General features: G+C 56.6%; 25 protein-coding genes. 12 read left to right on the top strand and 13 right to left on the bottom strand.

Annotation, left to right across the window (positions count from 1 at the left end; all coding sequences use genetic code 11):
* Nucleotides 1-17 precede the first annotated feature (17 nt).
* The 3 genes from HW561_RS08005 to HW561_RS08015 are packed head-to-tail and all read right to left on the bottom strand — an operon-like array spanning nt 18 to nt 2,184.
* Nucleotides 18-443 (bottom strand): VOC family protein, encoded by a 426-nt coding sequence (locus tag HW561_RS08005; RefSeq protein WP_176863427.1) that lies wholly within the window; start codon nt 441-443, stop codon nt 18-20.
* Entirely contained in the window at nt 443-1,435 is a 993-nt protein-coding gene (locus tag HW561_RS08010) for an alpha/beta hydrolase (RefSeq protein WP_176863429.1), read from the bottom strand. The genes HW561_RS08005 and HW561_RS08010 overlap by 1 nt, the downstream gene beginning before the upstream one ends.
* Nucleotides 1,435-2,184, bottom strand: coding sequence for an alpha/beta fold hydrolase (locus tag HW561_RS08015; protein ID WP_176863432.1), 750 nt, complete (start codon nt 2,182-2,184; stop codon nt 1,435-1,437). Before HW561_RS08015 ends, HW561_RS08010 begins: the two co-directional genes overlap by 1 nt.
* A 195-nt stretch (nt 2,185-2,379) precedes the next feature.
* Here HW561_RS08015 and thrS point away from each other — a divergent pair, with 195 nt between their 5' ends.
* The 5 genes from thrS to HW561_RS08040 all read left to right on the top strand — a co-directional run bounded on the left by thrS (nt 2,380) and on the right by HW561_RS08040 (nt 7,063).
* Nucleotides 2,380-4,338: a threonine--tRNA ligase gene (gene thrS, locus HW561_RS08020; protein WP_176863433.1), complete on the top strand. Its 1,959-nt coding sequence runs from the start codon at nt 2,380-2,382 to the stop codon at nt 4,336-4,338.
* Nucleotides 4,339-4,559: 221 nt separating this feature from the next.
* Nucleotides 4,560-4,862: a BufA1 family periplasmic bufferin-type metallophore gene (locus HW561_RS08025; protein ID WP_176863435.1), complete on the top strand. Its 303-nt coding sequence runs from the start codon at nt 4,560-4,562 to the stop codon at nt 4,860-4,862.
* A gap of 70 nt (nt 4,863-4,932) precedes the next feature.
* The gene (gene bufB / locus HW561_RS08030; RefSeq protein ID WP_176863438.1) at nt 4,933-5,790 is read left to right on the top strand and encodes an MNIO family bufferin maturase; all 858 of its coding nucleotides are present in this window, start codon (nt 4,933-4,935) and stop codon (nt 5,788-5,790) included.
* Nucleotides 5,787-6,548, top strand: coding sequence for an HvfC/BufC N-terminal domain-containing protein (locus HW561_RS08035; protein ID WP_176863440.1), 762 nt, complete (start codon nt 5,787-5,789; stop codon nt 6,546-6,548). Before bufB ends, HW561_RS08035 begins: the two co-directional genes overlap by 4 nt.
* A complete protein-coding gene (locus tag HW561_RS08040; RefSeq protein WP_176863442.1) occupies nt 6,545-7,063 on the top strand; it encodes a DoxX family protein in 519 nt (172 codons plus the stop codon). The genes HW561_RS08035 and HW561_RS08040 overlap by 4 nt, the downstream gene beginning before the upstream one ends.
* A gap of 1 nt (nt 7,064) precedes the next feature.
* Here HW561_RS08040 and HW561_RS08045 read toward each other — a convergent pair whose 3' ends face one another.
* Together HW561_RS08045 and HW561_RS08050 are read right to left on the bottom strand one after the other, a co-directional pair.
* Nucleotides 7,065-7,433: a hypothetical protein gene (locus HW561_RS08045; RefSeq protein WP_176863444.1), complete on the bottom strand. Its 369-nt coding sequence runs from the start codon at nt 7,431-7,433 to the stop codon at nt 7,065-7,067.
* A 41-nt stretch (nt 7,434-7,474) separates the two neighbouring features.
* Complete coding sequence (locus HW561_RS08050; RefSeq protein WP_176863446.1) at nt 7,475-7,792, bottom strand: ArsC/Spx/MgsR family protein; 318 nt, start codon at nt 7,790-7,792, stop codon at nt 7,475-7,477.
* 214 nt (nt 7,793-8,006) lie between these two features.
* On the opposite strand from HW561_RS08050, the gene HW561_RS08055 reads away from it, so the two are divergent.
* On the top strand, nt 8,007-8,213 hold the full coding sequence (locus HW561_RS08055; RefSeq protein WP_176863447.1) for a cold-shock protein: 207 nt from the start codon (nt 8,007-8,009) through the stop codon (nt 8,211-8,213).
* 311 nt (nt 8,214-8,524) lie between these two features.
* Here HW561_RS08055 and thyX read toward each other — a convergent pair whose 3' ends face one another.
* Complete coding sequence (gene thyX, locus HW561_RS08060; RefSeq protein ID WP_176863692.1) at nt 8,525-9,436, bottom strand: FAD-dependent thymidylate synthase; 912 nt, start codon at nt 9,434-9,436, stop codon at nt 8,525-8,527.
* A gap of 177 nt (nt 9,437-9,613) precedes the next feature.
* Between thyX and HW561_RS08065 the strand changes: the two genes are divergently transcribed.
* The 3 genes from HW561_RS08065 to HW561_RS08075 are packed head-to-tail and all read left to right on the top strand — an operon-like array spanning nt 9,614 to nt 11,450.
* Nucleotides 9,614-10,042, top strand: coding sequence for a VOC family protein (locus HW561_RS08065; RefSeq protein WP_176863449.1), 429 nt, complete (start codon nt 9,614-9,616; stop codon nt 10,040-10,042).
* Complete coding sequence (locus HW561_RS08070) at nt 10,039-10,740, top strand: DUF1194 domain-containing protein (RefSeq protein WP_176863451.1); 702 nt, start codon at nt 10,039-10,041, stop codon at nt 10,738-10,740. The genes HW561_RS08065 and HW561_RS08070 overlap by 4 nt, the downstream gene beginning before the upstream one ends.
* Nucleotides 10,740-11,450 carry a DUF1194 domain-containing protein gene (locus tag HW561_RS08075; RefSeq protein ID WP_176863453.1) on the top strand — a complete coding sequence of 237 codons (711 nt, stop codon included), beginning with the start codon at nt 10,740-10,742 and terminating at the stop codon, nt 11,448-11,450. Before HW561_RS08070 ends, HW561_RS08075 begins: the two co-directional genes overlap by 1 nt.
* Here HW561_RS08075 and HW561_RS08080 read toward each other — a convergent pair whose 3' ends face one another.
* The 3 genes from HW561_RS08080 to HW561_RS08090 all read right to left on the bottom strand — a co-directional run bounded on the left by HW561_RS08080 (nt 11,451) and on the right by HW561_RS08090 (nt 12,673).
* Entirely contained in the window at nt 11,451-11,948 is a 498-nt protein-coding gene (locus tag HW561_RS08080) for a MarR family winged helix-turn-helix transcriptional regulator (RefSeq protein ID WP_408015365.1), read from the bottom strand. It lies immediately after the preceding gene.
* 78 nt (nt 11,949-12,026) lie between these two features.
* Entirely contained in the window at nt 12,027-12,251 is a 225-nt protein-coding gene (locus tag HW561_RS08085; protein ID WP_176863455.1) for a succinate dehydrogenase assembly factor 2, read from the bottom strand.
* Nucleotides 12,252-12,280: 29 nt separating this feature from the next.
* Nucleotides 12,281-12,673, bottom strand: coding sequence for a helix-turn-helix domain-containing protein (locus HW561_RS08090; protein ID WP_176863457.1), 393 nt, complete (start codon nt 12,671-12,673; stop codon nt 12,281-12,283).
* A 91-nt stretch (nt 12,674-12,764) separates the two neighbouring features.
* On the opposite strand from HW561_RS08090, the gene HW561_RS08095 reads away from it, so the two are divergent.
* Nucleotides 12,765-13,967, top strand: coding sequence for a pyridoxal phosphate-dependent aminotransferase (locus tag HW561_RS08095; RefSeq protein ID WP_176863459.1), 1,203 nt, complete (start codon nt 12,765-12,767; stop codon nt 13,965-13,967).
* Nucleotides 13,968-13,982: 15 nt separating this feature from the next.
* Nucleotides 13,983-14,384, top strand: a complete 402-nt coding sequence (locus HW561_RS08100; RefSeq protein WP_176863461.1) for a hypothetical protein — start codon at nt 13,983-13,985, stop codon at nt 14,382-14,384.
* A 3-nt stretch (nt 14,385-14,387) separates the two neighbouring features.
* Here the strand turns inward: HW561_RS08100 and HW561_RS08105 are convergent, their stop codons facing one another.
* Nucleotides 14,388-15,740: an MATE family efflux transporter gene (locus HW561_RS08105; RefSeq protein WP_235962833.1), complete on the bottom strand. Its 1,353-nt coding sequence runs from the start codon at nt 15,738-15,740 to the stop codon at nt 14,388-14,390.
* Nucleotides 15,741-15,885: 145 nt separating this feature from the next.
* Complete coding sequence (ppk2, locus tag HW561_RS08110) at nt 15,886-16,809, bottom strand: polyphosphate kinase 2 (RefSeq protein ID WP_176863465.1); 924 nt, start codon at nt 16,807-16,809, stop codon at nt 15,886-15,888.
* Nucleotides 16,810-16,932: 123 nt separating this feature from the next.
* Here ppk2 and HW561_RS08115 point away from each other — a divergent pair, with 123 nt between their 5' ends.
* Nucleotides 16,933-17,817, top strand: a complete 885-nt coding sequence (locus HW561_RS08115) for an alpha/beta fold hydrolase (protein ID WP_176863467.1) — start codon at nt 16,933-16,935, stop codon at nt 17,815-17,817.
* Between the two features lie 32 nt (nt 17,818-17,849).
* On the opposite strand, the gene HW561_RS08120 is transcribed toward HW561_RS08115, so the two are convergent.
* Nucleotides 17,850-18,458 (bottom strand): carboxymuconolactone decarboxylase family protein, encoded by a 609-nt coding sequence (locus HW561_RS08120; RefSeq protein ID WP_176863469.1) that lies wholly within the window; start codon nt 18,456-18,458, stop codon nt 17,850-17,852.
* 263 nt (nt 18,459-18,721) lie between these two features.
* Nucleotides 18,722-19,063: a zinc ribbon domain-containing protein YjdM gene (locus HW561_RS08125; protein ID WP_176863471.1), complete on the bottom strand. Its 342-nt coding sequence runs from the start codon at nt 19,061-19,063 to the stop codon at nt 18,722-18,724.
* Nucleotides 19,064-19,078 lie beyond the last annotated feature (15 nt).

Raw genomic sequence — 19,078 nt, forward strand, 5'->3', positions numbered from 1 at the left:
GCCCGGCTTTCGCATCCTCAGTACCCATTCCAGCGGAATGCACCATCCGATCCGAGGGCCGAGAATGGGTTGAAGGCAATTTCCCAGATCGTGCCTTCCGGTGCGCGGAAATAGCCATGATGCCCACCCCAGAAAACGTCAGAAGCAGATTTTAGAATGTCTGCCCCAGCGCCTTCTGCACGTCCCAAAAGCGCGGCGACCTCTTCTTTTGCCCGGCAATTGTGACTGAGGGTCAATGCCCCGCGCCCCAAAGTATCAGCTTCGACTCCGATCTCTTCCGCCAAGGCCGAAATGGGGTACAGCCCCAGCGTTTGACCGATCAAATCAAACGCGATGACCCCATCCGGGCTTTCGACCCGTTTCCACCCCAATGCCTCATAGAAACGGGCGGCGACCTCGGGGTCATCGACTCCGACCGTGATCAGGCTGACGCGTTGTTCCATTATTCGACCCCCAATCCCTTAAGCCATTCCAGTATCCCCATGACCGCAGCATCGGTCTGCCCGGGGGACATCAACTGTCCTGTAATCACGTGCGATCCCGGATCATCTTCCGGACCCACTGTAACCAACTCTACCGTTGTTGGCGCGCCCCAGCTGGCAGCAACTTTATGGGTCCGGTCTGGACGTACAACCTGATCATCATCCGAGAACCAGAACAGCGCCGGAACCGTCGTGCCTGAGAAATCAAGAGCATAGACCGTCTCGACCAATACGGACATCGGGACAACGGCCTCCCACGGATATTTGGTGGTCCAGTATTTGTTCTTCTCGGGGTCAGGCCCTGAAACGTCACGCTCTGACCCCATCAACACCGGCAACCAGTGCCGGGCCCAAGGCAGGGTTGGGATCCATGCCGCTATCGTGTTCACTCCAAAGTTCGGCGACACAAAGACCATCGCAACGACATTTTCGTTCAGATCCGAATCCAGAGCAGCGGCGGCGGTCAAGGTTCCCCCGGTCGAGGTCGAGATCACGATGACCTTTTCGCCCACGGCCCGTGCGGCCGCCAATCCTTCGGCGATGTCCTGCATCCAGCCCGAGGCCGTGCCTTCGGCCATGGCATCGCTATCCCGCCCGTGACCTTGCAGACGCGTGTAGACCAGATTTGCGCCAAGTGCATCGGCAACCCTGTCCGGCACGGGTCGGATTTCCTCGGAACTGGCGGAAAATCCGTGAACGTACAGTACGGAATAGGGCGTGCGTTGTTCCTTGAACCCTTCTTGCCAGATCACCCGCTTCTCGACACCCGGCACGATGTCATCAAAGGCGGATTCGGTGCTTTCGAAATAGACCTGAACGCCTTCCCCAAATTTTCGGGGATCAAATGTTGGGCGCAAATTCACCTCTTCGCGTGGCCCGAACCAATAGATCAGACCGCCAACCACGACCAATACAAGAAGAATGCGCCCAAGAAGCCAGCCAAAACGTTGCATCAGCCTTCCCCCATCACGTCAAGTACTGCGTTTTCAATCAGGTCAAGACACGGGCCGTCCGAGAACCGGTGATCCGCATCCTTGACCAGCAGCAACCTCATGTCTGGCCCAACGGCATGATTCAGCAGCCGGACTGCCGTTTCAGTTGAAACCGCCGTGTCCGCTGTGCCCTGCAGGAAACGAACAGGAAACGGCAGGTCAAGCGTATTGCGCAGAACCAGATGCTGCCGCCCGTCTTCGATCATCCGTTTGGTAATGACGTAAGGCTCCATGTAATCCGAGGGCAATTCGACGTGGCCAACGGTGTCCAGCGCGGCTTTCTGATCGTCGCTGAACGAGGCCCAGTAGCCATCTTCGGTGAAATCAGGTGCCGCAGCGATGGTCACCATCCCGGCAATTCGCTCGGGCATTGCCCTTGCCAGCAACAGCGCCTGCCAACCGCCCATCGAAGATCCTACGACGACCAGCGGCCCTGAAGTCAACGCCGTCACGGCTGCAATGGTGTCCTGATGCCAATCCCCAATGCACCCATCGGTAAATGCACCGGAGCTTTCACCGTGCCCCGAATAGTCGAACCGCAGAAACCCCTGCCCGCGCGCTTGTGCCCAAGCCTCAAGGTAAACTGCCTTGGTGCCTTCCATATCTGATTTGAGGCCACCCAGAAAAACAACGGTCGGACCCGCACCCTCGCTTTTGTGATACGCCAATCGTCGCCCTTGCGCCGTTTCCAGAAAATCCGTCGCTGCCATAAAACCCTCTTTCCGTTTTGGGAACATCATGCACGGCAGCCAGCAGGTCGCAATTCCGGAATTCCGCACGATCGCTACGTCAGGCCCGCGCGCCTTCGACACTTGACAGGTTTTGCTGCACCTGCCACATGAGCCAGACACACATAACCCGCAACCGGGCGTTCAGTGGGCGCCAAACCGACGAGGAGAGCCGATATGGCCTTAGACTCACAGTCAGTCTCCCTTACTTTTCCCGATGGCAATGCACGATCCTTTGACGCAGGCGTCACGCCCGCGCAGGTCGCGGCCGACATTTCGACCTCGCTGGCAAAAAAGGCCATCTCGGCCACTGTGGACGGACAGCATTGGGACCTTCAATGGCCCATCAATGCAGACGCGCAGATCGCCATCCACACCATGAAGGACGAGGTTCAGGCCAATGAGCTGATCCGCCACGATCTAGCCCATATCATGGCACGCGCAGTACAAGAAATCTGGCCCGACACCAAGGTCACTATCGGCCCGGTGATCGAAAACGGCTGGTACTATGACTTTGACCGCGCCGAGCCATTCACGCCCGAAGATCTGGGCCTGATCGAAAAAAAGATGAAAGAAATCATCAACAAGCGCGACGCCGTGACCACCGAGGTCTGGGACCGTCAGCGCGCGATTGATTTCTACACCGCCAATGACGAGCCCTATAAGGTCGAACTAATCGACGCCATTCCCGGCGACGAACCGCTGCGCATGTATTGGCACGGCGACTGGCAAGACCTGTGTCGCGGCCCGCACCTACAGCACACCGGTCAGGTTCCCGGTGATGCGTTCAAACTGATGTCTATCGCGGGCGCATATTGGCGCGGCGACAGCTCGCGCCAGATGCTGCAACGCATCTACGGCGTGGCCTTTACCGGCAAGGAAAAGCTGAAAGCGCACCTGCACATGCTGGAAGAGGCGGCCAAACGCGACCACCGCAAGCTGGGCCGCGAGATGAACCTCTTCCACATGCAGGAAGAGGCACCCGGTCAGGTGTTCTGGCACCCCAATGGCTGGACCGTCTACACCGAGTTGCAGGACTACATGCGCCGCAAGCAGCGGGCCGCCGGTTACAAAGAGGTCAACACCCCGCAGGTCGTGGACCGCAAGCTGTGGGAAGCCTCGGGCCACTGGGACAAGTATCAAGAGCATATGTTCATCGTTGAAGTGGACGAGGAACATGCGCGCGAGAAATCGATCAACGCGCTCAAGCCGATGAACTGTCCCTGCCATGTTCAGGTGTTCAATCAGGGCCTCAAAAGCTATCGCGAACTGCCGCTGCGGATGGCCGAGTTCGGATCGTGCTCGCGGTACGAACCCTCGGGCGCGCTGCACGGGATCATGCGGGTGCGCGGGTTCACGCAGGATGACGGTCATATCTTCTGCACCGAAGATCAGATCGAGGCGGAATGCGCAGCGTTTCTGGATTACCTCTCATCGGTCTACAAGGATCTCGGGTTCGAGAAGTTCGAGATCATGTTCGCCACCCGCCCGGAAAAGAGGGTCGGGTCCGAGGAAAGCTGGGATCACGTCGAAAGTGCGCTGGAGAAGGCGATCAAGGCGACCGGGCATTCCTATACGCTCGATCCCGGCGAAGGCGCGTTCTATGGCCCGAAGCTGGACTTCAAGCTAACCGATGCCATCGGTCGTGAATGGCAGTGCGGTACTTTCCAGGTGGACCCGAACCTGCCAGAACGTCTGGGCGCGACCTATATCGGCGAGGATGGGGCCAAACACCGCCCCTACATGTTGCACCGCGCCTGCCTGGGCTCGTTCGAGCGGTTCATTGGCATCCTGATCGAGAATCATGCAGGCAAGCTGCCGTTCTGGCTGGCGCCGCGTCAGGTTGTTGTCGCCTCGATCACCTCTGATGCAGATGACTACGTCAACGAAGTGGTCGAGACGCTCAAGGCCGCCGGTGTGCGGGCCGAAGCGGACATTCGAAACGAGAAAATCAACTACAAGGTCCGCGAGCATTCGGTCGGCAAAGTCCCCGTGATTCTGGCCGTCGGTCACCGCGAAGTCGAAGAGCGCACCGTCACCGTCCGTCGCTTGGGTGAAAAACAGACGCAGGTTCAATCGCTTGAGGCTGTAACAAATGAGCTGTCACAAGCCGCGACTCCTCCGGATCTGCTGTAACATTTGGCAGCAAATTGCCACAAATCCGGCCCTTGTTTTTGGGCCGGATTGAAACATTTACCCATTTTCGCACCAAAAACAGTGTATTAACCTGCAACGGGGCATAAAGTTCCCTGACGCGCTTGTGAGACACGGGCTCGTGAATTTAACTGTGGCCAACAAGCCATTACCTTTGTCATTGTCACAAGCAGACATACCCTGTCATCAAGAGGATTTCCGAGATGTCGAACACAGCAAAAACCCTAGTTATCGCAAGCGCAGTTGCAGCCGCCGTATCGGGCGCGGCCACGACCGCAACCGCACAGGCCAAAGAAAAGTGCTATGGCGTATCGCTGGCCGGTCAGAACGACTGCGCAGCGGGCCCCGGCACCACCTGCGCGGGCACTTCGACCGTTGACTATCAGGGCAACGCATGGACGCTGGTCGATGCCGGCACCTGCGCGGATATCGAGCTGCCCAAGGAAGCAAACGGTACTGCACGCAAAGGATCGCTGGAAGCACTGGACCGCGACCTGCCGGCATAAGATCTGCCGAACGAGCTTGAGGGGTGGGCCAGATCGCCCGCCCCTTTCTTCGTGATCAAGGAGCTGGCAAATGTTGGATGATGCACTCAGGTCAAATCGCCTGCCCGCCGCGCCGGGCGTTGGGTATAAACCGCAGCATTTCGCACAGATTCTTGAACAGGCTCAGCCTGTCGCGTGGCTGGAAATCCACGCGGAAAACTACATGGGTGATGGCGGGCGGCCTTTGGCACAGCTGCGTCACCTTTCTGAAGATTTCCCGATTTCGGTCCATGGCGTTGGCCTGTCCATCGGCGGCGAAGGCCCCCTGGACCCTGATCATCTTACGCGCCTGAAGCATCTGATCAGTTGGCTAAAACCAGCCAGTTTCTCAGAGCATCTGGCCTGGTCGACCCACGACACCCATTTCTTCAACGACCTGCTGCCGCTGCCCTATACCGACGCGACTCTGGCCCGTGTGTGTGCACATATTGATCAGGTGCAGGACACTGTCGGGCGTCAAATGCTGCTCGAAAACCCCTCGAGCTATCTGGCATTTGAGGAAAGTACCTGGTCCGAGCCCGATTTCCTGAGAGAGATTTCGCAACGCACCGGATGCGGTCTGTTGCTGGATGTAAACAACGTTTTTGTCTCGGCAACCAATCTTGATTTCTCGCCACAGGGCTATATCGATGCCTACCCGCTTGAGAAGGTGGGTGAAATTCATCTTGGCGGGCATGACGAAGATGAAGATGACCACGGACATCCCCTGCTGATTGACAGCCATGGGCGCGAGGTGGTCGACCCGGTCTGGACGCTGTTGGATTACGTTCTGGACCGTTCTGGTCCCAAACCGGTGCTCGTCGAATGGGACACAGACGTGCCCGATTGGCCCGTTCTGCGAGCCGAAGCCGAACGTGCGCAAGTCGCATTGGACCGGGTTCCAGCATGAGCGTGTCTCAGACGACATTTCAAGCGGCCCTGTTGGATGCAAAAGCGCTCGTGCCGGATGGCCTGACAGATGCCGAGGCGCAGCCTGCCGGACGCCGCTTTAGTGTGTATCGCAACAACGTAGCGGTATCGCTGACCGAAGCGATGCATCAAGCTTTTCCGGTCATTACCAAATTGCTTGGTACCCAGAACATGGACGGCCTGGCAGGTATCTTCCTGCGGCAGCATCCTCCGTCCTCCCCCCTTATGATGTTTTACGGCGAGGCCTTTCCCGACTTTCTGGCAAACATGCCGCAGTTGTCCCATCTGGGATACCTGCCGGACATCGCGCGGTTGGAACTGGCGCTGAGACAGTCCTATCATGCCGCCGACAGCCAGGCCGCCCCAGCGGATGCGTTGGCCGTTTCGCCAGAAGATGTCTTGAAGGCCCGGCTGAGCTTCGCACCATCGATGCAGGTCATCCGCTCGGACTGGCCCATTCACGCGATCTGGCGATTCAACACCGAAGCGGACGCCCCAACACCAGAGGCTCACGCCCAGGATGTTCTGATCACACGACCCGAATACGATCCGATTCCACAACCCTTACCATCAGGCGGTGCGGCGTGGATTGCGCATCTACAAACAGGTGACACCATCGGAGATGCGTTCGAAAAGACCGCTGCCGAGACACCAGATTTTGACCTTGGAACCACTCTGGCACTGCTTTTGCAGGGCGGTGCAATAACTTCTGTGACTATCGAAAGGCTGGAGACATGACTGCCCTGATCTCACTTCACAATAACGTTCTGGGAAAGGTGGACCACGCGTCCAACTGGCTGACCCCCACGCTGGCACGGCTGGTGTTTATCGCGGTCCTGCTGGTCTATTACTGGAATTCGGCCATGCTAAAGATTGATGGCTCGATCTTTTCACCCTCTGCAGGTGCATTTGGTCAGATCTTTCCGAAAGCTGCCGAAGCGGTGCTGTACGACGTCTCACAGATGACCTTTTTCCAGCGCATCGTGATCTTCTTTGGCACGGTGGCAGAATTCGTCTTGCCCGCTTTGCTGTTGGTGGGTTTGTTCACCCGGCTGGCCGCTTTGGCCATGATCGGCTTTGTCTGGGTGCAAACCCTAGTCGACGTGACTGGCCACGGCGTGAAACTGGGCAGCCTGTTTGACGCCGCCCCCTCGATTATGGATCAGCGCACGTTGTGGACCTTCCTATTCCTGGTGATCGTCATCAATGGCGCAGGCCCGCTGTCTTTGGATCGGATCCTGCGCCTAAAGTGATTTAGAAATGTGCCTTGGGCTGGTCCGGCTTCCCCGCAGCCAGCCCAAGGAAACCAGCCACACCGGCAAACGCGATGGGGAACATGGTAAAGACGCCAAATCCAAACGCGTAGTACATTCCTGCTGCCGAAATCAGCAGCAACACCCCCGCGACCAGAGCACGGGCATGGGCCATCGCCCCACCAGCAATCGCCAAAAGTGGCGCAATGATAGAAATGCTCTGGATCAAGCCAGGGTTATCGACCTGCTCGGCCACGCCTTCGATGTCACCGAAATGCTTGATCGCCTCAACATACCCATACCCAAAAAAGCCGACGATCATCCCGATCAATCCGGCGACGACACCCAAAATCATAGCGGCATTACGCATTTATTTTCCTCGCAGTTGCGTCTGAGCAGATAAGCATCCAGTTACGCAACGCCAAGCTTTGAACGTGTTTCGGGCGTCCAGCCGAGTAGAAATGTCCCTTCTTTGTCGATCAACGGGCGTTTCATCAGGGTTGGGTGTTCCTTCAGCAATTCCAAAGGCGGGCAAGCACGCTCTTTTTCATGCAGCCCACGCCATGTCGTGGATCGGGTATTGAGCAAAGCCTCGCCGAACTGGGCAAAAGCCTGCGACAGGACAGGTTCAGGAACGCCGTCATTGCGGACATCCACAAACTGAGCATCCGGCAATGATTTTAACGCCTTACGGCAAGTGTCACACGTCTTCAGACCATAAAGGCGCATTTTCGTATTGCTCCTGCAATTGTTTCTATTTTAGGCAAACTTACCTGTTTTTACGGTAATTCTTGATTTTTTACTTCACCGTGCAATGTTGAAAAAGGCGAAACACGCAATTCTGACTGTATCGCACACACGAAACAGTCAGGTGTTGCTGCTGCGCCAACCACCGCCCCCACCAATTTGTGGGACATTGCGTAAGTAGAAGGAGACACGGGAGATGCCAACTGGCACCGTGAAATGGTTCAATACCACGAAAGGCTATGGGTTCATTGCCCCCGATGAAGGGGGCAAAGATGTGTTTGTACATATCTCGGCCGTAGAACGGTCCGGTCTGACCGGACTCGCAGACAATCAAAAAGTCGCATACGAGTTGGAAGACGGACGTGACGGCCGCCAGATGGCTGCTGAATTAAAGCCGTTGTAGCGACGCCTCTCCCGCGCGCGGGGAGTATCAACAAAGGTTGACGGCCAATTTCAGGCCGTTAACCGCACCCAATCGGCAATTGCCTTTTCCCCGTGCTGACCTCTTTTTAGCATGCGTTAGCTGGCTTTGCCCCATGGCAACGATGCAGCACGTGACTGTGGCGTATGTTACAATCACGATCAGAAATTTTGCCTGCGCGGGCACTTCCAGTCCAAGGGCATGGTACGAAACCGGAATTGACCGCGCACTAGTCATGAAACCAAATAGGCGGTTTCATGACTTCGCCTATAGCCAAACGATTTGCGCCCCAGTCAGCCCTCGCGAATGATGGCCTCGAACTCGCGCCACTCCCGGGCCGTCATACCAGAATTGTCCTGAGTGACTGTTTCACCTGCAACCATCCTGCGCAAGCTATCCACCATCTGCGCAGACAGATTGACCGCCCCAAGGCGATAGTCTTCGAAAGCCTTGTAAGCAAAAGGCACCCATTCCGCCACGATCTTGCACATCATGTCCGCGTACACCCGGATCTCGTACTGCGCATGGGGATCGGCGCGCAGACGCAGGAAGTGGAACAGGTTGTGCAGATCAACCTTCCAGTACCACTGCGTATAAATATTGGCTGGCAAGTTCATCCGCGCCAATTCCCGCGCCAGACCCTGTTGTCCATCCTGATTGATCATGGCTTCGTAATTGTCATAGCACCGGGCGCTGTCGGCCTTGAGCAGGTCCAACACACGCGCCGCTTCTTCACCTTCCAAGGCAGCACCGCGACCCTGATTGTTGACCTCGGATTGTGCGGCCACGTGTTCGGGCGCGGGGATGTAAAACTCACGGTCCAGAATCGAGTACCGGGCCGAGTACTCGTTCACATTGGCCGTGCGGTGCCGAATCCATTGACGCGCCACAAACACCGGCAGTTTGACGTGCAATTTGACTTCGCACATTTCAAACGGGGTCGAATGCCAGTGACGCATCAGATACCGGATCAGCCCTTCGTCATTTTGCACCGATTTGGTGCCCTTTCCGTAGGACACGCGCGCAGCCTGACAGATCGCGGCATCGTCCCCCATATAGTCGATCACGCGAACAAATCCGTGGTCCAGAACCTGATGGGCGGTATACAGATGGTCTTCCATACCCGCTGCAACGACGCGGCGTGTTTGATGCGACTGCGCGCGTTGCGCTTCGATCTCGGCCTGTTGGTCGGTGGACAGCGGCATGAAATCTTCCTTTCCAATCATGAGTCGCCTTCTACTATATCTCGTCAATCCCGCCACCGAAACCGCGAGATGTGCCGCATGATGCGCATTTTTCGAAATGTGTTCTCCAGCCCCCTCGACACGCCCCGGCAGCGCGCTAAGCTGAGCCCAAACTCAATCAAAAAAAGGAAAGCCGTAATGGGGCTGACATATCTTCACACCATGATCCGCGTAAAGGATCTGGGGAAAGCCATGGCGTTTTTTGAGTTGCTGGGCCTGAAGGAGACGCGACGCTATGACAGCGAAGCCGGGCGTTTCTCGCTGATTTTCCTGGCCCCTCCAGGGCAAGAGGATGCGCCGATCGAACTGACCTATAACTGGGATGGTGACGATGAACTGCCAAGCGACAGCCGCCACTTTGGCCATCTCGCCTATGGAGTCGACAATATCTATGAAGTTTGTCAGCGCCTGCAGGACAGTGGCGTTGTGATCAACCGCCCCCCGCGCGATGGACACATGGCGTTTGTGCGCTCTCCCGACAATATCTCAGTCGAGTTGCTGCAAAATGGCGAATCCCTTGCCCCGGCTGAGCCCTGGAGCAGCATGGAAAACACTGGCCACTGGTGATCCGCCAATTGATATCATTGGGATTGGCCGCGTTGGCCAGCCCCGTTCAGGCAGAGCCCTGTCGCCTGGCGCTGGCCCTTGCCTTGGATATCTCGGTCTCGGTCGACGAAACGGAAGATACCTTGCAACGTCAGGGTCTTGCCGCAGCTCTGATCGCGCCCGAAGTTCAGGATGCGTTTTTCGCCTCACCTATGCCGGTGGCGCTGGCCGTCTATGAATGGAGCGGGCAGTCGACACAGCACGTCATTCTGAACTGGCAGTTGATTGAGAATGTAGCCGATTTGCTGTCTGCCTCTGCGCAGATTAGCCGGTCTGCCCGGTCCGATATGGGGTCTGCAACAGCCATGGGCTATGCGCTGGCGTTTGGCGCAAGCTTGATGCAACAAGCCCCCAGATGCCTGTTTCAAACCATCGATCTGTCCGGCGACGGATCGAACAACGATGGCTACGGTCCGCAAATCGCCTATAGGCACTTTCCCTTCGAGAACACGGTGGTCAACGGGTTGGTGATCAATGCTGCGGATTTCGAAGGTGAGCTGTTTCTGATCCCGTTCTTTGAAAACAATGTCCTGCACGGCCCCGGCGCTTTTCTTGAGGTTGCCCAAGGTTTCGAGGATTTCGAACGCGCCATGCGCCGGAAACTGGAACGGGAGTTAAGCGGGCTGCAGATCGGGGCATTGCAGGATGCAAATCCGTAATGGCGCGTATTCTGGTCTTTCTGCTCTGCTTGCTGGCTGGTCCTAGTTTTGCCCAGTGCCGTCACGCGCTGGCTTTGGGACTGGACGTGTCTGGATCAGTTGACAGCAGGGAGTACAGGTTGCAACTCGGTGGTTTGGCAGCAGCTCTGCACCGCCCTGAAATCAGTCAGTTGATCTTGTCCAACACCGCCGCGTCAGTGCGCCTTGCAATCTTTGAGTGGAGCGAGCCCGGGCATCAAAGGATGCTGTTGAGTTGGACAGAAGTTCGCTCAACCGCTGATCTGGATCGGATCGGAACGCAGCTTGATCAAGTTGAGCGCAGCGCTGCACCACAAGGCACTGCCGTTGGATCAGCAATGGTGTTCGGGGCCGACCTTCTGGCGCAGCAGCAAGACTGCTGGAAACGCACACTGGATTTGTCGGGGGATGGAAAACACAATCTCGGGCCGCACCCTCGTGACGTAAAAACCGCCCTTCAGAGTTCGGGGATCACCATCAACGGGCTGGTCATTGGTGCGGATGACCCCAGCGACGGCGACAAGCGGTACGTTCAGGTTGGTGAACTTTCGGCCTACTACAATACATGGGTCATTCTTGGCCCAAATGCCTTTGTCGAGGTCGCATTGGGTTTTGAGTCTTACGAGGAAGCCATGACGCGCAAGCTGATCCGAGAGCTGAAAAGTCTGGTTTTGTCAGATGCGCGCCCGTAATCAATAAATATAGCGAATCTGGTCCGTCCAGTACCGCTCGACCCGACGCAGGGAACCAGTGATATCTTCGATGCCATCGAGACCCAGCACACCCCTGCCCTGCAACCCTTCGGCATGACGGGCGAACAGGTCCGAAACAACACCCCGGATTTCCCGCCCTTGCGGTGTCAGCCGAACACGCACGGAGCGTCGGTCAATCTCGCATCTTTGATGGTGCATGTACCCCATCTCGACCAGTTTCTTCAGGTTATAGCTGACATTGCTGCCCTGATAGTACCCGCGGCTTTTCAGTTCGCCTGCCGTGACCTCGTGATCGCCGATGTTGAACAACAACAAGGCCTGAACCGCGTTAATCTCAAGCACGCCGACCCTTTCAAATTCGTCCTTGATGACATCCAACAACAGCCGGTGCAGCCGTTCCACAAGGGCCAATGCCTCGAGGTAACTGGTCATGAACCCCTTGGCTCCAGGCGCTGAGACCTGCGATTCCATACTCATCCGACCCTCCGATTCAGTCGTGCGGTTTCCGCTACGATGAACCGAAATCCCGAAAAATCAGTTAAGCTGGGTTTTTCATTATTTTTGAAAGGTCTGGGCGATATTCGCGATCAGGTCCGTAAATGCCGCTGGCGGCTGGACTTGCCCAGTGACCCATTGATACAAATCCTGATCATTTTCTTGCAGCAAAGCGTCATAGTTATCCAGACCGGCTGTATTCATCCCGGCCAGATTGCGGTCCGCATAGGCCGACAGGATCAGATCCATCTCTTTGATACCCCGTCGCATCGAGCGCATTTTCATGCGCTTGATCCTGATATCGCGTGGTTCGGTCACTGAGCCTGCCCCAGCATCAGCCGCAGCTTTTTCTCAAGACGCGCCGCACGTTCGGCGCTGGCGCGCATCTCCCCGCGAATAGAACGCAGTTCGGCCACCGCACCTGCGAGATCCAGATTGGATTCTTCGGCGTCAAGCGGGGCATCCATCCCTTCACCCTCGCCGGTCAACAACCATACGATGGATACGTTGATCATGCCCGCCATCATCGACAACCGGTTCGCACGCGGCTCGGACAGGTCGTTCTCCCATGCGACAATCGTTGCCTTCTTGACACCGAGGCGCCGCGCCATCTGAGATTGCGTCATCCCAGCCGCCTCGCGTGCGCCGGCCAGCCGGTCCCCGAATGTTGCCGCGTCCGGTCCAAACCAGTCGTTTTCGTCACTCATCGGGGGCTCCAATTCTATTTTTCATATCGCTTGATCGTCATTCAGGCGCACCCTATGACAGACAAGCTGAACATACAAACCGAGGCCTTCCATGAGTTTCCTGTCTGCGACACTGTCACGCGTAAAACCATCGCCAACAATTGCGATGACCGCAAAAGCGGCCGAATTGAAAGCTGCCGGTCGCGATGTCATCGGCCTGAGCGCGGGCGAGCCGGATTTCGACACGCCACAGAACATCAAGGACGCTGCCGTAGCGGCCATCGCCGCAGGTAAAACCAAATACACCGCCCCCGATGGTATTCCCGAACTGAAACAAGCGGCCTGCGCCAAGATGAAGCGCGATCACGGGCTGGATTACACGCCCGCCCAGATCTCGGTCGGCACAGGCGGTAAACAGACGCTGTACAACGCGTTGATGGCGACACTGAATCCGGGCGATGAGGTTATCATCCCCGCGCCCTACTGGGTCAGCTACCCAGACATGGTTCTGCTGGCTGGTGGCACACCTGTCGTAGTGGAAACCACTTTGCAGAACAGCTTCAAGCTGACGGCAGAACAACTGGAGTCGGCAATCACTCCCAAGACCAAGTGGTTCATCTTCAACTCACCCTCGAACCCGACCGGCGCCGGATATAGCCGGGCAGAGCTGAAGGCACTGACGGATGTCCTGATGCGTCACCCCCACGTCTGGATCATGTCCGACGATATGTATGAACATCTTGCCTATGACGGGTTCGAGTTCTGCACGCCTGCCGAGGTTGAACCCCGGCTCTATGATCGCACCCTCACTTGCAATGGTGTCTCCAAGGCTTATGCGATGACCGGCTGGCGTATCGGGTATGCCGCTGGGTCGACCGAAATTATCGCCGCAATGCGCAAGATTCAGTCGCAATCCACCTCGAACCCCTGCTCGATCAGTCAGTGGGCAGCGGTTGAGGCGTTGAACGGGACGCAGGCGTTTCTTGCCCCCAACAATGAGACGTTCAAGCGTCGGCGCAATATGGTGGTCGAGATGCTGAATGCCATCGACGGCATGACCTGCCCCACCCCCGAGGGTGCGTTCTATGTCTATCCATCAATCGCTGGCATGATCGGTAAAACTACGCCCAAAGGGACTGTTATCGATAATGACGAAGCCTTCGCCACCGCCTTGCTGGAAGAAGCAGACGTGGCCGTTGTATTTGGCGCGGCCTTTGGCCTGTCGCCGAACTTCCGGGTCAGCTATGCGACCTCGGATGACGCGCTGAAAGAGGCCTGCACCCGCATCCAACGTTTCTGCGCCGCATTGACCTGACCGGAGCCCCCCCCCATGACCGCTGACTTGCCCGAGTACTATTTCCGTGTCCGCGAGAACGGGGCGGTCGTGTTCAAGATCGATACGGAAAACCGGCAGCGCCGGATCGAGATGGATCAGATCGCGGTCATCAATATTCGAAACGGCGAGGTCAAACCTCACGGACAACGAACACTAACCGACACTGACAAGGTCGAGATCGCACGCTGGATGGAGGAACGCAAAGCCCTGCTAGCACAGCGGGATATAGATGACATTCACCGTGCGGTCGATTATCTGAACGTGACCACCCAATGGGCGCAATCCAAAGCTTCGGACGAACAATTGGAGGACGTGACAGACCGCCTGCTGATGGCGATGCACGACCTGCGTTCGGTTCTGGTCCGCAAAAAGTCAGACCGGCTGAACAAGGGTTGAACCCTATTCAGCCGGTACACCGATTTCACGCACAGACCGCAGCCAGAACCGGGCCATCAGCAGAACCGCAGCGCAAGCCAGCCCAATAACAAGGCCCAGCCAGATGCCGATACCTTCCATCCCTCGGGTGAAGCCGAAGTAGTACGATGCCGGTATGCCCACAACCCAATAGCTGAGCGCCGCCATGACCATCGGAATTTTAGCATCCTGAAGACCACGCAAAAGCCCCAGCGCGATCACCTGAGCTCCGTCGACCAATTGGAAAAGTGCTGCCATCGCCAGCAATCCGGTGCCAATGGCCAAGATTTGCGGACGGCGCGGTTCATCCGCTTCCATGAACAGCGAAATCAGCGGCTCGGCACAGGTCAGGAACAAGACGATTGTCAAAACAGACACAACCAACGACATCCCGGTCACTGCAATTGCACCCTTTTCAAGATGCGCTCTGTCACGCCGTCCAAGCGCATTGCCCGCCCGGATCGTGGCGACGTTTGAAAGCCCCAAATGCACCATGAACGTGGCCGAAGCCAGATTCAACGCGATCCCGTGCGCAGCCAGCGGCACCTGTCCCAGCCAACCCATCATGATTGCCGACGTGGCAAACAGTGTGACTTCGGCCAGCAAGGTCAACCCAATCGGAACGCCCAGTTTCAAAACGCTAGAAAACATCTCCCAATCCGGTCGCCAGAAACGCTGGAACATGCTGTGTTCCGGCAAGGCGCGCACGGCGTAAATCACGACACAGATCAATGACACGATCTGGGTCACCACCGAGGCAATAGCAGCCCCCATCACGCCCAGTTCCGGTGCGCCCCAGTTGCCAAAAATCAGCGCGTAGTTTGTGATGCCATTCACGAACGCTGCAGCAACCGTGATCCAAAGAACGATCTGCGTCCGCTCCAATGCGGCAAGATAGGATTTCAGAACCATCACCAATAACGCCGGAATCAGGCCCCATCCTGCCACACGCAAGTATTGCGAGGCGGTTTCAGCCACCTGCGGTTCTTGCTTCAGCAAAATAAATATCGGGTAGGACCACCAGAGAAATGGAATCGTCAGGGCCGCATATATCAGAGATAGCCACAACCCCATGCGGGTTGACCGACGAATGCTGGTCTCATTTTCTTCGGCGGCTGCAGTCGCCACCATTGGCATGACTGCCAACCCGAATCCGGCCCCAAACAGAAACAACACAAAGAAATAGCTACTGGCCAACGTCACAGCGGCCAACGCCTCGACCCCGTACCAGCCCAGCATGACGGTATCGGTCAGGCCGATAGCAAATTGTGCCAGATGCCCACCAATCAACGGTAGACCCAACACGGCGATGGCGCGAAAATGGCCGGGATATGTCATCACTTTAATCATCGCTCCAGCCTTATGCGCGGCCTGAACGCGCGGCAAGAGTGGATCGATAAAATTTCAAAATGAGACGAGCTGCGTTCGCACGGTCTTGCTGCCACGCCAAGACAACTCGGCGTGGTGCAGATATTCGGGTCAATCAGCGCGCATCGGGATGCAAAGCTGTCCCAAGGATGTGTTCCGATTGATGGATCACATGATGCGCCTGCCCGACGATCAGCGGATCGGGTTGTCCGACAATTTCATCGTCCTTGCCTGGATAGTCCAATGTCGACAGGAAATGACGCATGCAATTGAGGCGCGCGCGTTTCTTGTCATTCGACTTGACGATGGTCCAGGGCGCGTCGGCCGTGTCCGTATAAAAGAACATCGCCTCTTTCGCCTCGGTATAGTCGTCCCACTTGTTCAGGCTGGCCTTGTCGATGGGCGACAGCTTCCACTGTTTTAAGGGGTCAGTTTCCCGGCTCTTGAACCGGCGCTGCTGCTCGGACTGAGTCACCGAGAACCAATATTTGTAAAGCTGGATACCAGATCGCGCCAACATCTGTTCAAGCTCGGGCGTCTGCCGCATGAACTCCAGATATTCATTGGGCGTGCAAAAGCCCATCACCCGCTCGACCCCTGCCCGGTTATACCAAGAGCGATCATAGAACACCATTTCACCCACGGTCGGCAGCTCTTGAATGTATCGTTGATAATACCACTGCCCTTTTTCTTCCCATGTGGGTTTGTTCAGCGCCACTACACGGGCCTGCCGCGGGTTCAGGTGCTCCATGAAACGCTTGATGGTTCCGCCTTTGCCGGCAGCATCCCGCCCCTCGAACAGCAGCACAAACCGCTGACCCGTCTCTTGCGCCCAAAGCTGCACCTTTAGCAATTCCGCCTGCAACTGGGCTTTTTGCGCCTCATACGCAGGGCGCGCCATCTTCCGGCCATAGGGGTATTCGCCGCTTTCAAATGCCTGTCGGATCTTTTCCGGGCTGGGCGAAGTATGCTCTGGCTTGGTGTTGGGTACGACTTTTATTTGGGCTGCTTTTTGCTTGTTGTGCGCCACTGCATCCATGCATTTGTTCCTTTTTTCACTGTCCAGAATGATGGCTAGCAGATCAGGTGAATATGCGCTTTGATTGGTGTCAAATTGATGCCTCAAAAACCCATGAAATACCGATCTCAGGAGGAGGGCACCATGGATGGCAGCTTTATCGAACTGAACGGCCAACCCTTCTATGTCAGGACATGGGGCAATGCGGGCAATCCCCCGCTGTTAATGCTGCACGGATTTCCGGAATTTGGCGACGCCTGGCGCGATCTCGCCCCTTACCTCGCAGACCACTTCCATTGCATCGCGCCAGATCAACGCGGTTATGGCCAAAGCTGGGCACCGGAGGGCGCGCAAAACTATACGCTGTCCAAACTTGTTTCCGACATGGCGGCATTGATCGAACACACCCATGCACCTTGTACGGTCTTGGGTCACGATTGGGGCGCTTCTGTTGCTTACGGTTTGGCGATGTTCCGGCCTGATCTGATTGACCGTCTTATCATTGCCAACGGGGTCCATCCTGCACCGTTTCAACGCGCAATGGCATCGGGAGGTGCGCAATCAAAAGCCTCGCAATACATCAACCAACTGCGCGCACCGGACGCCGCCCAACATCTATCCGCCAACAATTTCGCCAAGCTCGAGCAGTTCTTTCGCCATGGCATGGGGGTTGATTGGTTGTCAGATGCCGCGATGGAGGATTATCGCACCGAATGGGCCCGCCCCAGGCGACTGAACGCCATGCTGAACTGGTATCGCGCATCCCCTCTGGTCGTCGCGGACCCCGGCACTCCGCGTAACGACCTGCCGGAGCTTTCCCCAGATCGTCTGCGAGTCAACTGCCCCCATCTGTTGCTGTGGGGTCCCAATGACATGGCACTGCTACCGGAATCCACCGCAGGGCTGGAAGATTTTGCACCGAACCTGACGCGCATAACTATCCCTGATACTGACCATTGGCTGCATCATCAAAACCCTCATGCGATCGCGCGGGCCATTCTGGACTGGACGCAGCAAAACCCCACCTGAACATGACTACCCCGAGGTTGAATCCCGCACCCTTACCGATGGCCCCAATCGTCTGGATTGTCGGAATTGTTCGGTGACAGGCCCAATACGTCGCCTTCTGTGGAGCAGCCCAACCCCAGAACCGTGCGGTTGGCATACGAGAAATAGGCGCAGACCTGATTGATCTCGAGGATTTCTCCGTCGTCCCATCCAGCATCCCGCAATGCCACCACGTCTCTTTCAACCAAATCGGCCGGTGCCTCGGTCAGCTTGCGCGCGTAGGTCATCGCCGCAATCTGAGCCTGATCCAAGGGCGCATCCTCGGGCCTGCGCGCCTCGATCGCAGCACGAATGGCATCCCCTCGTGCGGCGTCGCCCAACAATCGCTGTAACCCACCAAAATGATGTTCGACACAATAACCACAGCGGTTCAGCGAACTGACCCAGACGCCCAGCACCTCAAGAAACCACTTCGGAATCGTGTTGGCCGAGTGATGCAGTACGTTTTTGTACATCACCATGTGGCCTTCCATCGAATGTGGCCGCAGGCTGTGCGCCATCATGATGTTGTCTACATTGTTGTCGGGGCCCGTGACCCGCTCGTAGAGTTTTCTCAGTTTGCCTGTTGCTTCCTCGAACGGCACGGTCTTGATCCAGCTCATCTGCGCTCCTCTCCCTACTCCGATAGATTTCGGATGCAGATTAAAAGCGATCTGCGCCGGTTACGAGGCGATTTTATTTTCTCTTCAACCAATCAAAGGGATGCATATGTATGAGTGGACGGTGACCGCTAACGCCGCTCGCGATTGGTCAAGATGTCTCAGTTACACAAGGTCAGGTTACGATCCCTTCGCAGCCTTGGTGCTGGTGATCAAAACGACCAGACACGAGACCTTGTCAACCTACCTGGTCCTCAGCTCGGATTTTACCCGAACACCTTCTTCACAAATTGGGATTTCAGGCCAATTGGACCTACCCCTGGCACCTTGCAATCGATGTCGTGGTCACCGTCGACCAACCGAATCCCACGGACCTTGGTTCCGACTTTGATGACCGAAGACGTTCCCTTGAGCTTCAGGTCTTTGACAACCGTCACGGTATCTCCGTCACTTAGCACGTTGCCCACACTGTCATGCACCTCCGCAGCCTGATCGGATGGCGACCCCGCGACCCATTCATGTGCACACTCTGGGCAGATAAGCAGCGCATCCATCTGGTAGGTAAAGGCAGAAGAACATTCGGGGCACGGAGGCAGAGTATCAGTCATACCACAGCCAATAGC

The sequence above is a fragment of the Ruegeria haliotis genome (assembly GCF_013377785.1).
Taxonomy (GTDB): domain Bacteria; phylum Pseudomonadota; class Alphaproteobacteria; order Rhodobacterales; family Rhodobacteraceae; genus Ruegeria; species Ruegeria haliotis.

What these genes read in the sequence shown, in the direction of transcription:
- HW561_RS08005 (WP_176863427.1), bottom strand. Translation starts at nt 443, where the DNA reads ATGGAACAACGCGTCAGCCTGATCACGGTCGGAGTCGATGACCCCGAG.
- HW561_RS08010 (WP_176863429.1), bottom strand. Translation starts at nt 1,435, where the DNA reads ATGCAACGTTTTGGCTGGCTTCTTGGGCGCATTCTTCTTGTATTGGTC.
- HW561_RS08015 (WP_176863432.1), bottom strand. Translation starts at nt 2,184, where the DNA reads ATGGCAGCGACGGATTTTCTGGAAACGGCGCAAGGGCGACGATTGGCG.
- thrS (WP_176863433.1), top strand. Translation starts at nt 2,380, where the DNA reads ATGGCCTTAGACTCACAGTCAGTCTCCCTTACTTTTCCCGATGGCAAT.
- HW561_RS08025 (WP_176863435.1), top strand. Translation starts at nt 4,560, where the DNA reads ATGTCGAACACAGCAAAAACCCTAGTTATCGCAAGCGCAGTTGCAGCC.
- bufB (WP_176863438.1), top strand. Translation starts at nt 4,933, where the DNA reads ATGTTGGATGATGCACTCAGGTCAAATCGCCTGCCCGCCGCGCCGGGC.
- HW561_RS08035 (WP_176863440.1), top strand. Translation starts at nt 5,787, where the DNA reads ATGAGCGTGTCTCAGACGACATTTCAAGCGGCCCTGTTGGATGCAAAA.
- HW561_RS08040 (WP_176863442.1), top strand. Translation starts at nt 6,545, where the DNA reads ATGACTGCCCTGATCTCACTTCACAATAACGTTCTGGGAAAGGTGGAC.
- HW561_RS08045 (WP_176863444.1), bottom strand. Translation starts at nt 7,433, where the DNA reads ATGCGTAATGCCGCTATGATTTTGGGTGTCGTCGCCGGATTGATCGGG.
- HW561_RS08050 (WP_176863446.1), bottom strand. Translation starts at nt 7,792, where the DNA reads ATGCGCCTTTATGGTCTGAAGACGTGTGACACTTGCCGTAAGGCGTTA.
- HW561_RS08055 (WP_176863447.1), top strand. Translation starts at nt 8,007, where the DNA reads ATGCCAACTGGCACCGTGAAATGGTTCAATACCACGAAAGGCTATGGG.
- thyX (WP_176863692.1), bottom strand. Translation starts at nt 9,436, where the DNA reads ATGCCGCTGTCCACCGACCAACAGGCCGAGATCGAAGCGCAACGCGCG.
- HW561_RS08065 (WP_176863449.1), top strand. Translation starts at nt 9,614, where the DNA reads ATGGGGCTGACATATCTTCACACCATGATCCGCGTAAAGGATCTGGGG.
- HW561_RS08075 (WP_176863453.1), top strand. Translation starts at nt 10,740, where the DNA reads ATGGCGCGTATTCTGGTCTTTCTGCTCTGCTTGCTGGCTGGTCCTAGT.
- HW561_RS08080 (WP_408015365.1), bottom strand. Translation starts at nt 11,948, where the DNA reads ATGAGTATGGAATCGCAGGTCTCAGCGCCTGGAGCCAAGGGGTTCATG.
- HW561_RS08085 (WP_176863455.1), bottom strand. Translation starts at nt 12,251, where the DNA reads ATGAAAATGCGCTCGATGCGACGGGGTATCAAAGAGATGGATCTGATC.
- HW561_RS08090 (WP_176863457.1), bottom strand. Translation starts at nt 12,673, where the DNA reads ATGAGTGACGAAAACGACTGGTTTGGACCGGACGCGGCAACATTCGGG.
- HW561_RS08095 (WP_176863459.1), top strand. Translation starts at nt 12,765, where the DNA reads ATGAGTTTCCTGTCTGCGACACTGTCACGCGTAAAACCATCGCCAACA.
- HW561_RS08100 (WP_176863461.1), top strand. Translation starts at nt 13,983, where the DNA reads ATGACCGCTGACTTGCCCGAGTACTATTTCCGTGTCCGCGAGAACGGG.
- HW561_RS08105 (WP_235962833.1), bottom strand. Translation starts at nt 15,740, where the DNA reads ATGACATATCCCGGCCATTTTCGCGCCATCGCCGTGTTGGGTCTACCG.
- ppk2 (WP_176863465.1), bottom strand. Translation starts at nt 16,809, where the DNA reads ATGGATGCAGTGGCGCACAACAAGCAAAAAGCAGCCCAAATAAAAGTC.
- HW561_RS08115 (WP_176863467.1), top strand. Translation starts at nt 16,933, where the DNA reads ATGGATGGCAGCTTTATCGAACTGAACGGCCAACCCTTCTATGTCAGG.
- HW561_RS08120 (WP_176863469.1), bottom strand. Translation starts at nt 18,458, where the DNA reads ATGAGCTGGATCAAGACCGTGCCGTTCGAGGAAGCAACAGGCAAACTG.
- HW561_RS08125 (WP_176863471.1), bottom strand. Translation starts at nt 19,063, where the DNA reads ATGACTGATACTCTGCCTCCGTGCCCCGAATGTTCTTCTGCCTTTACC.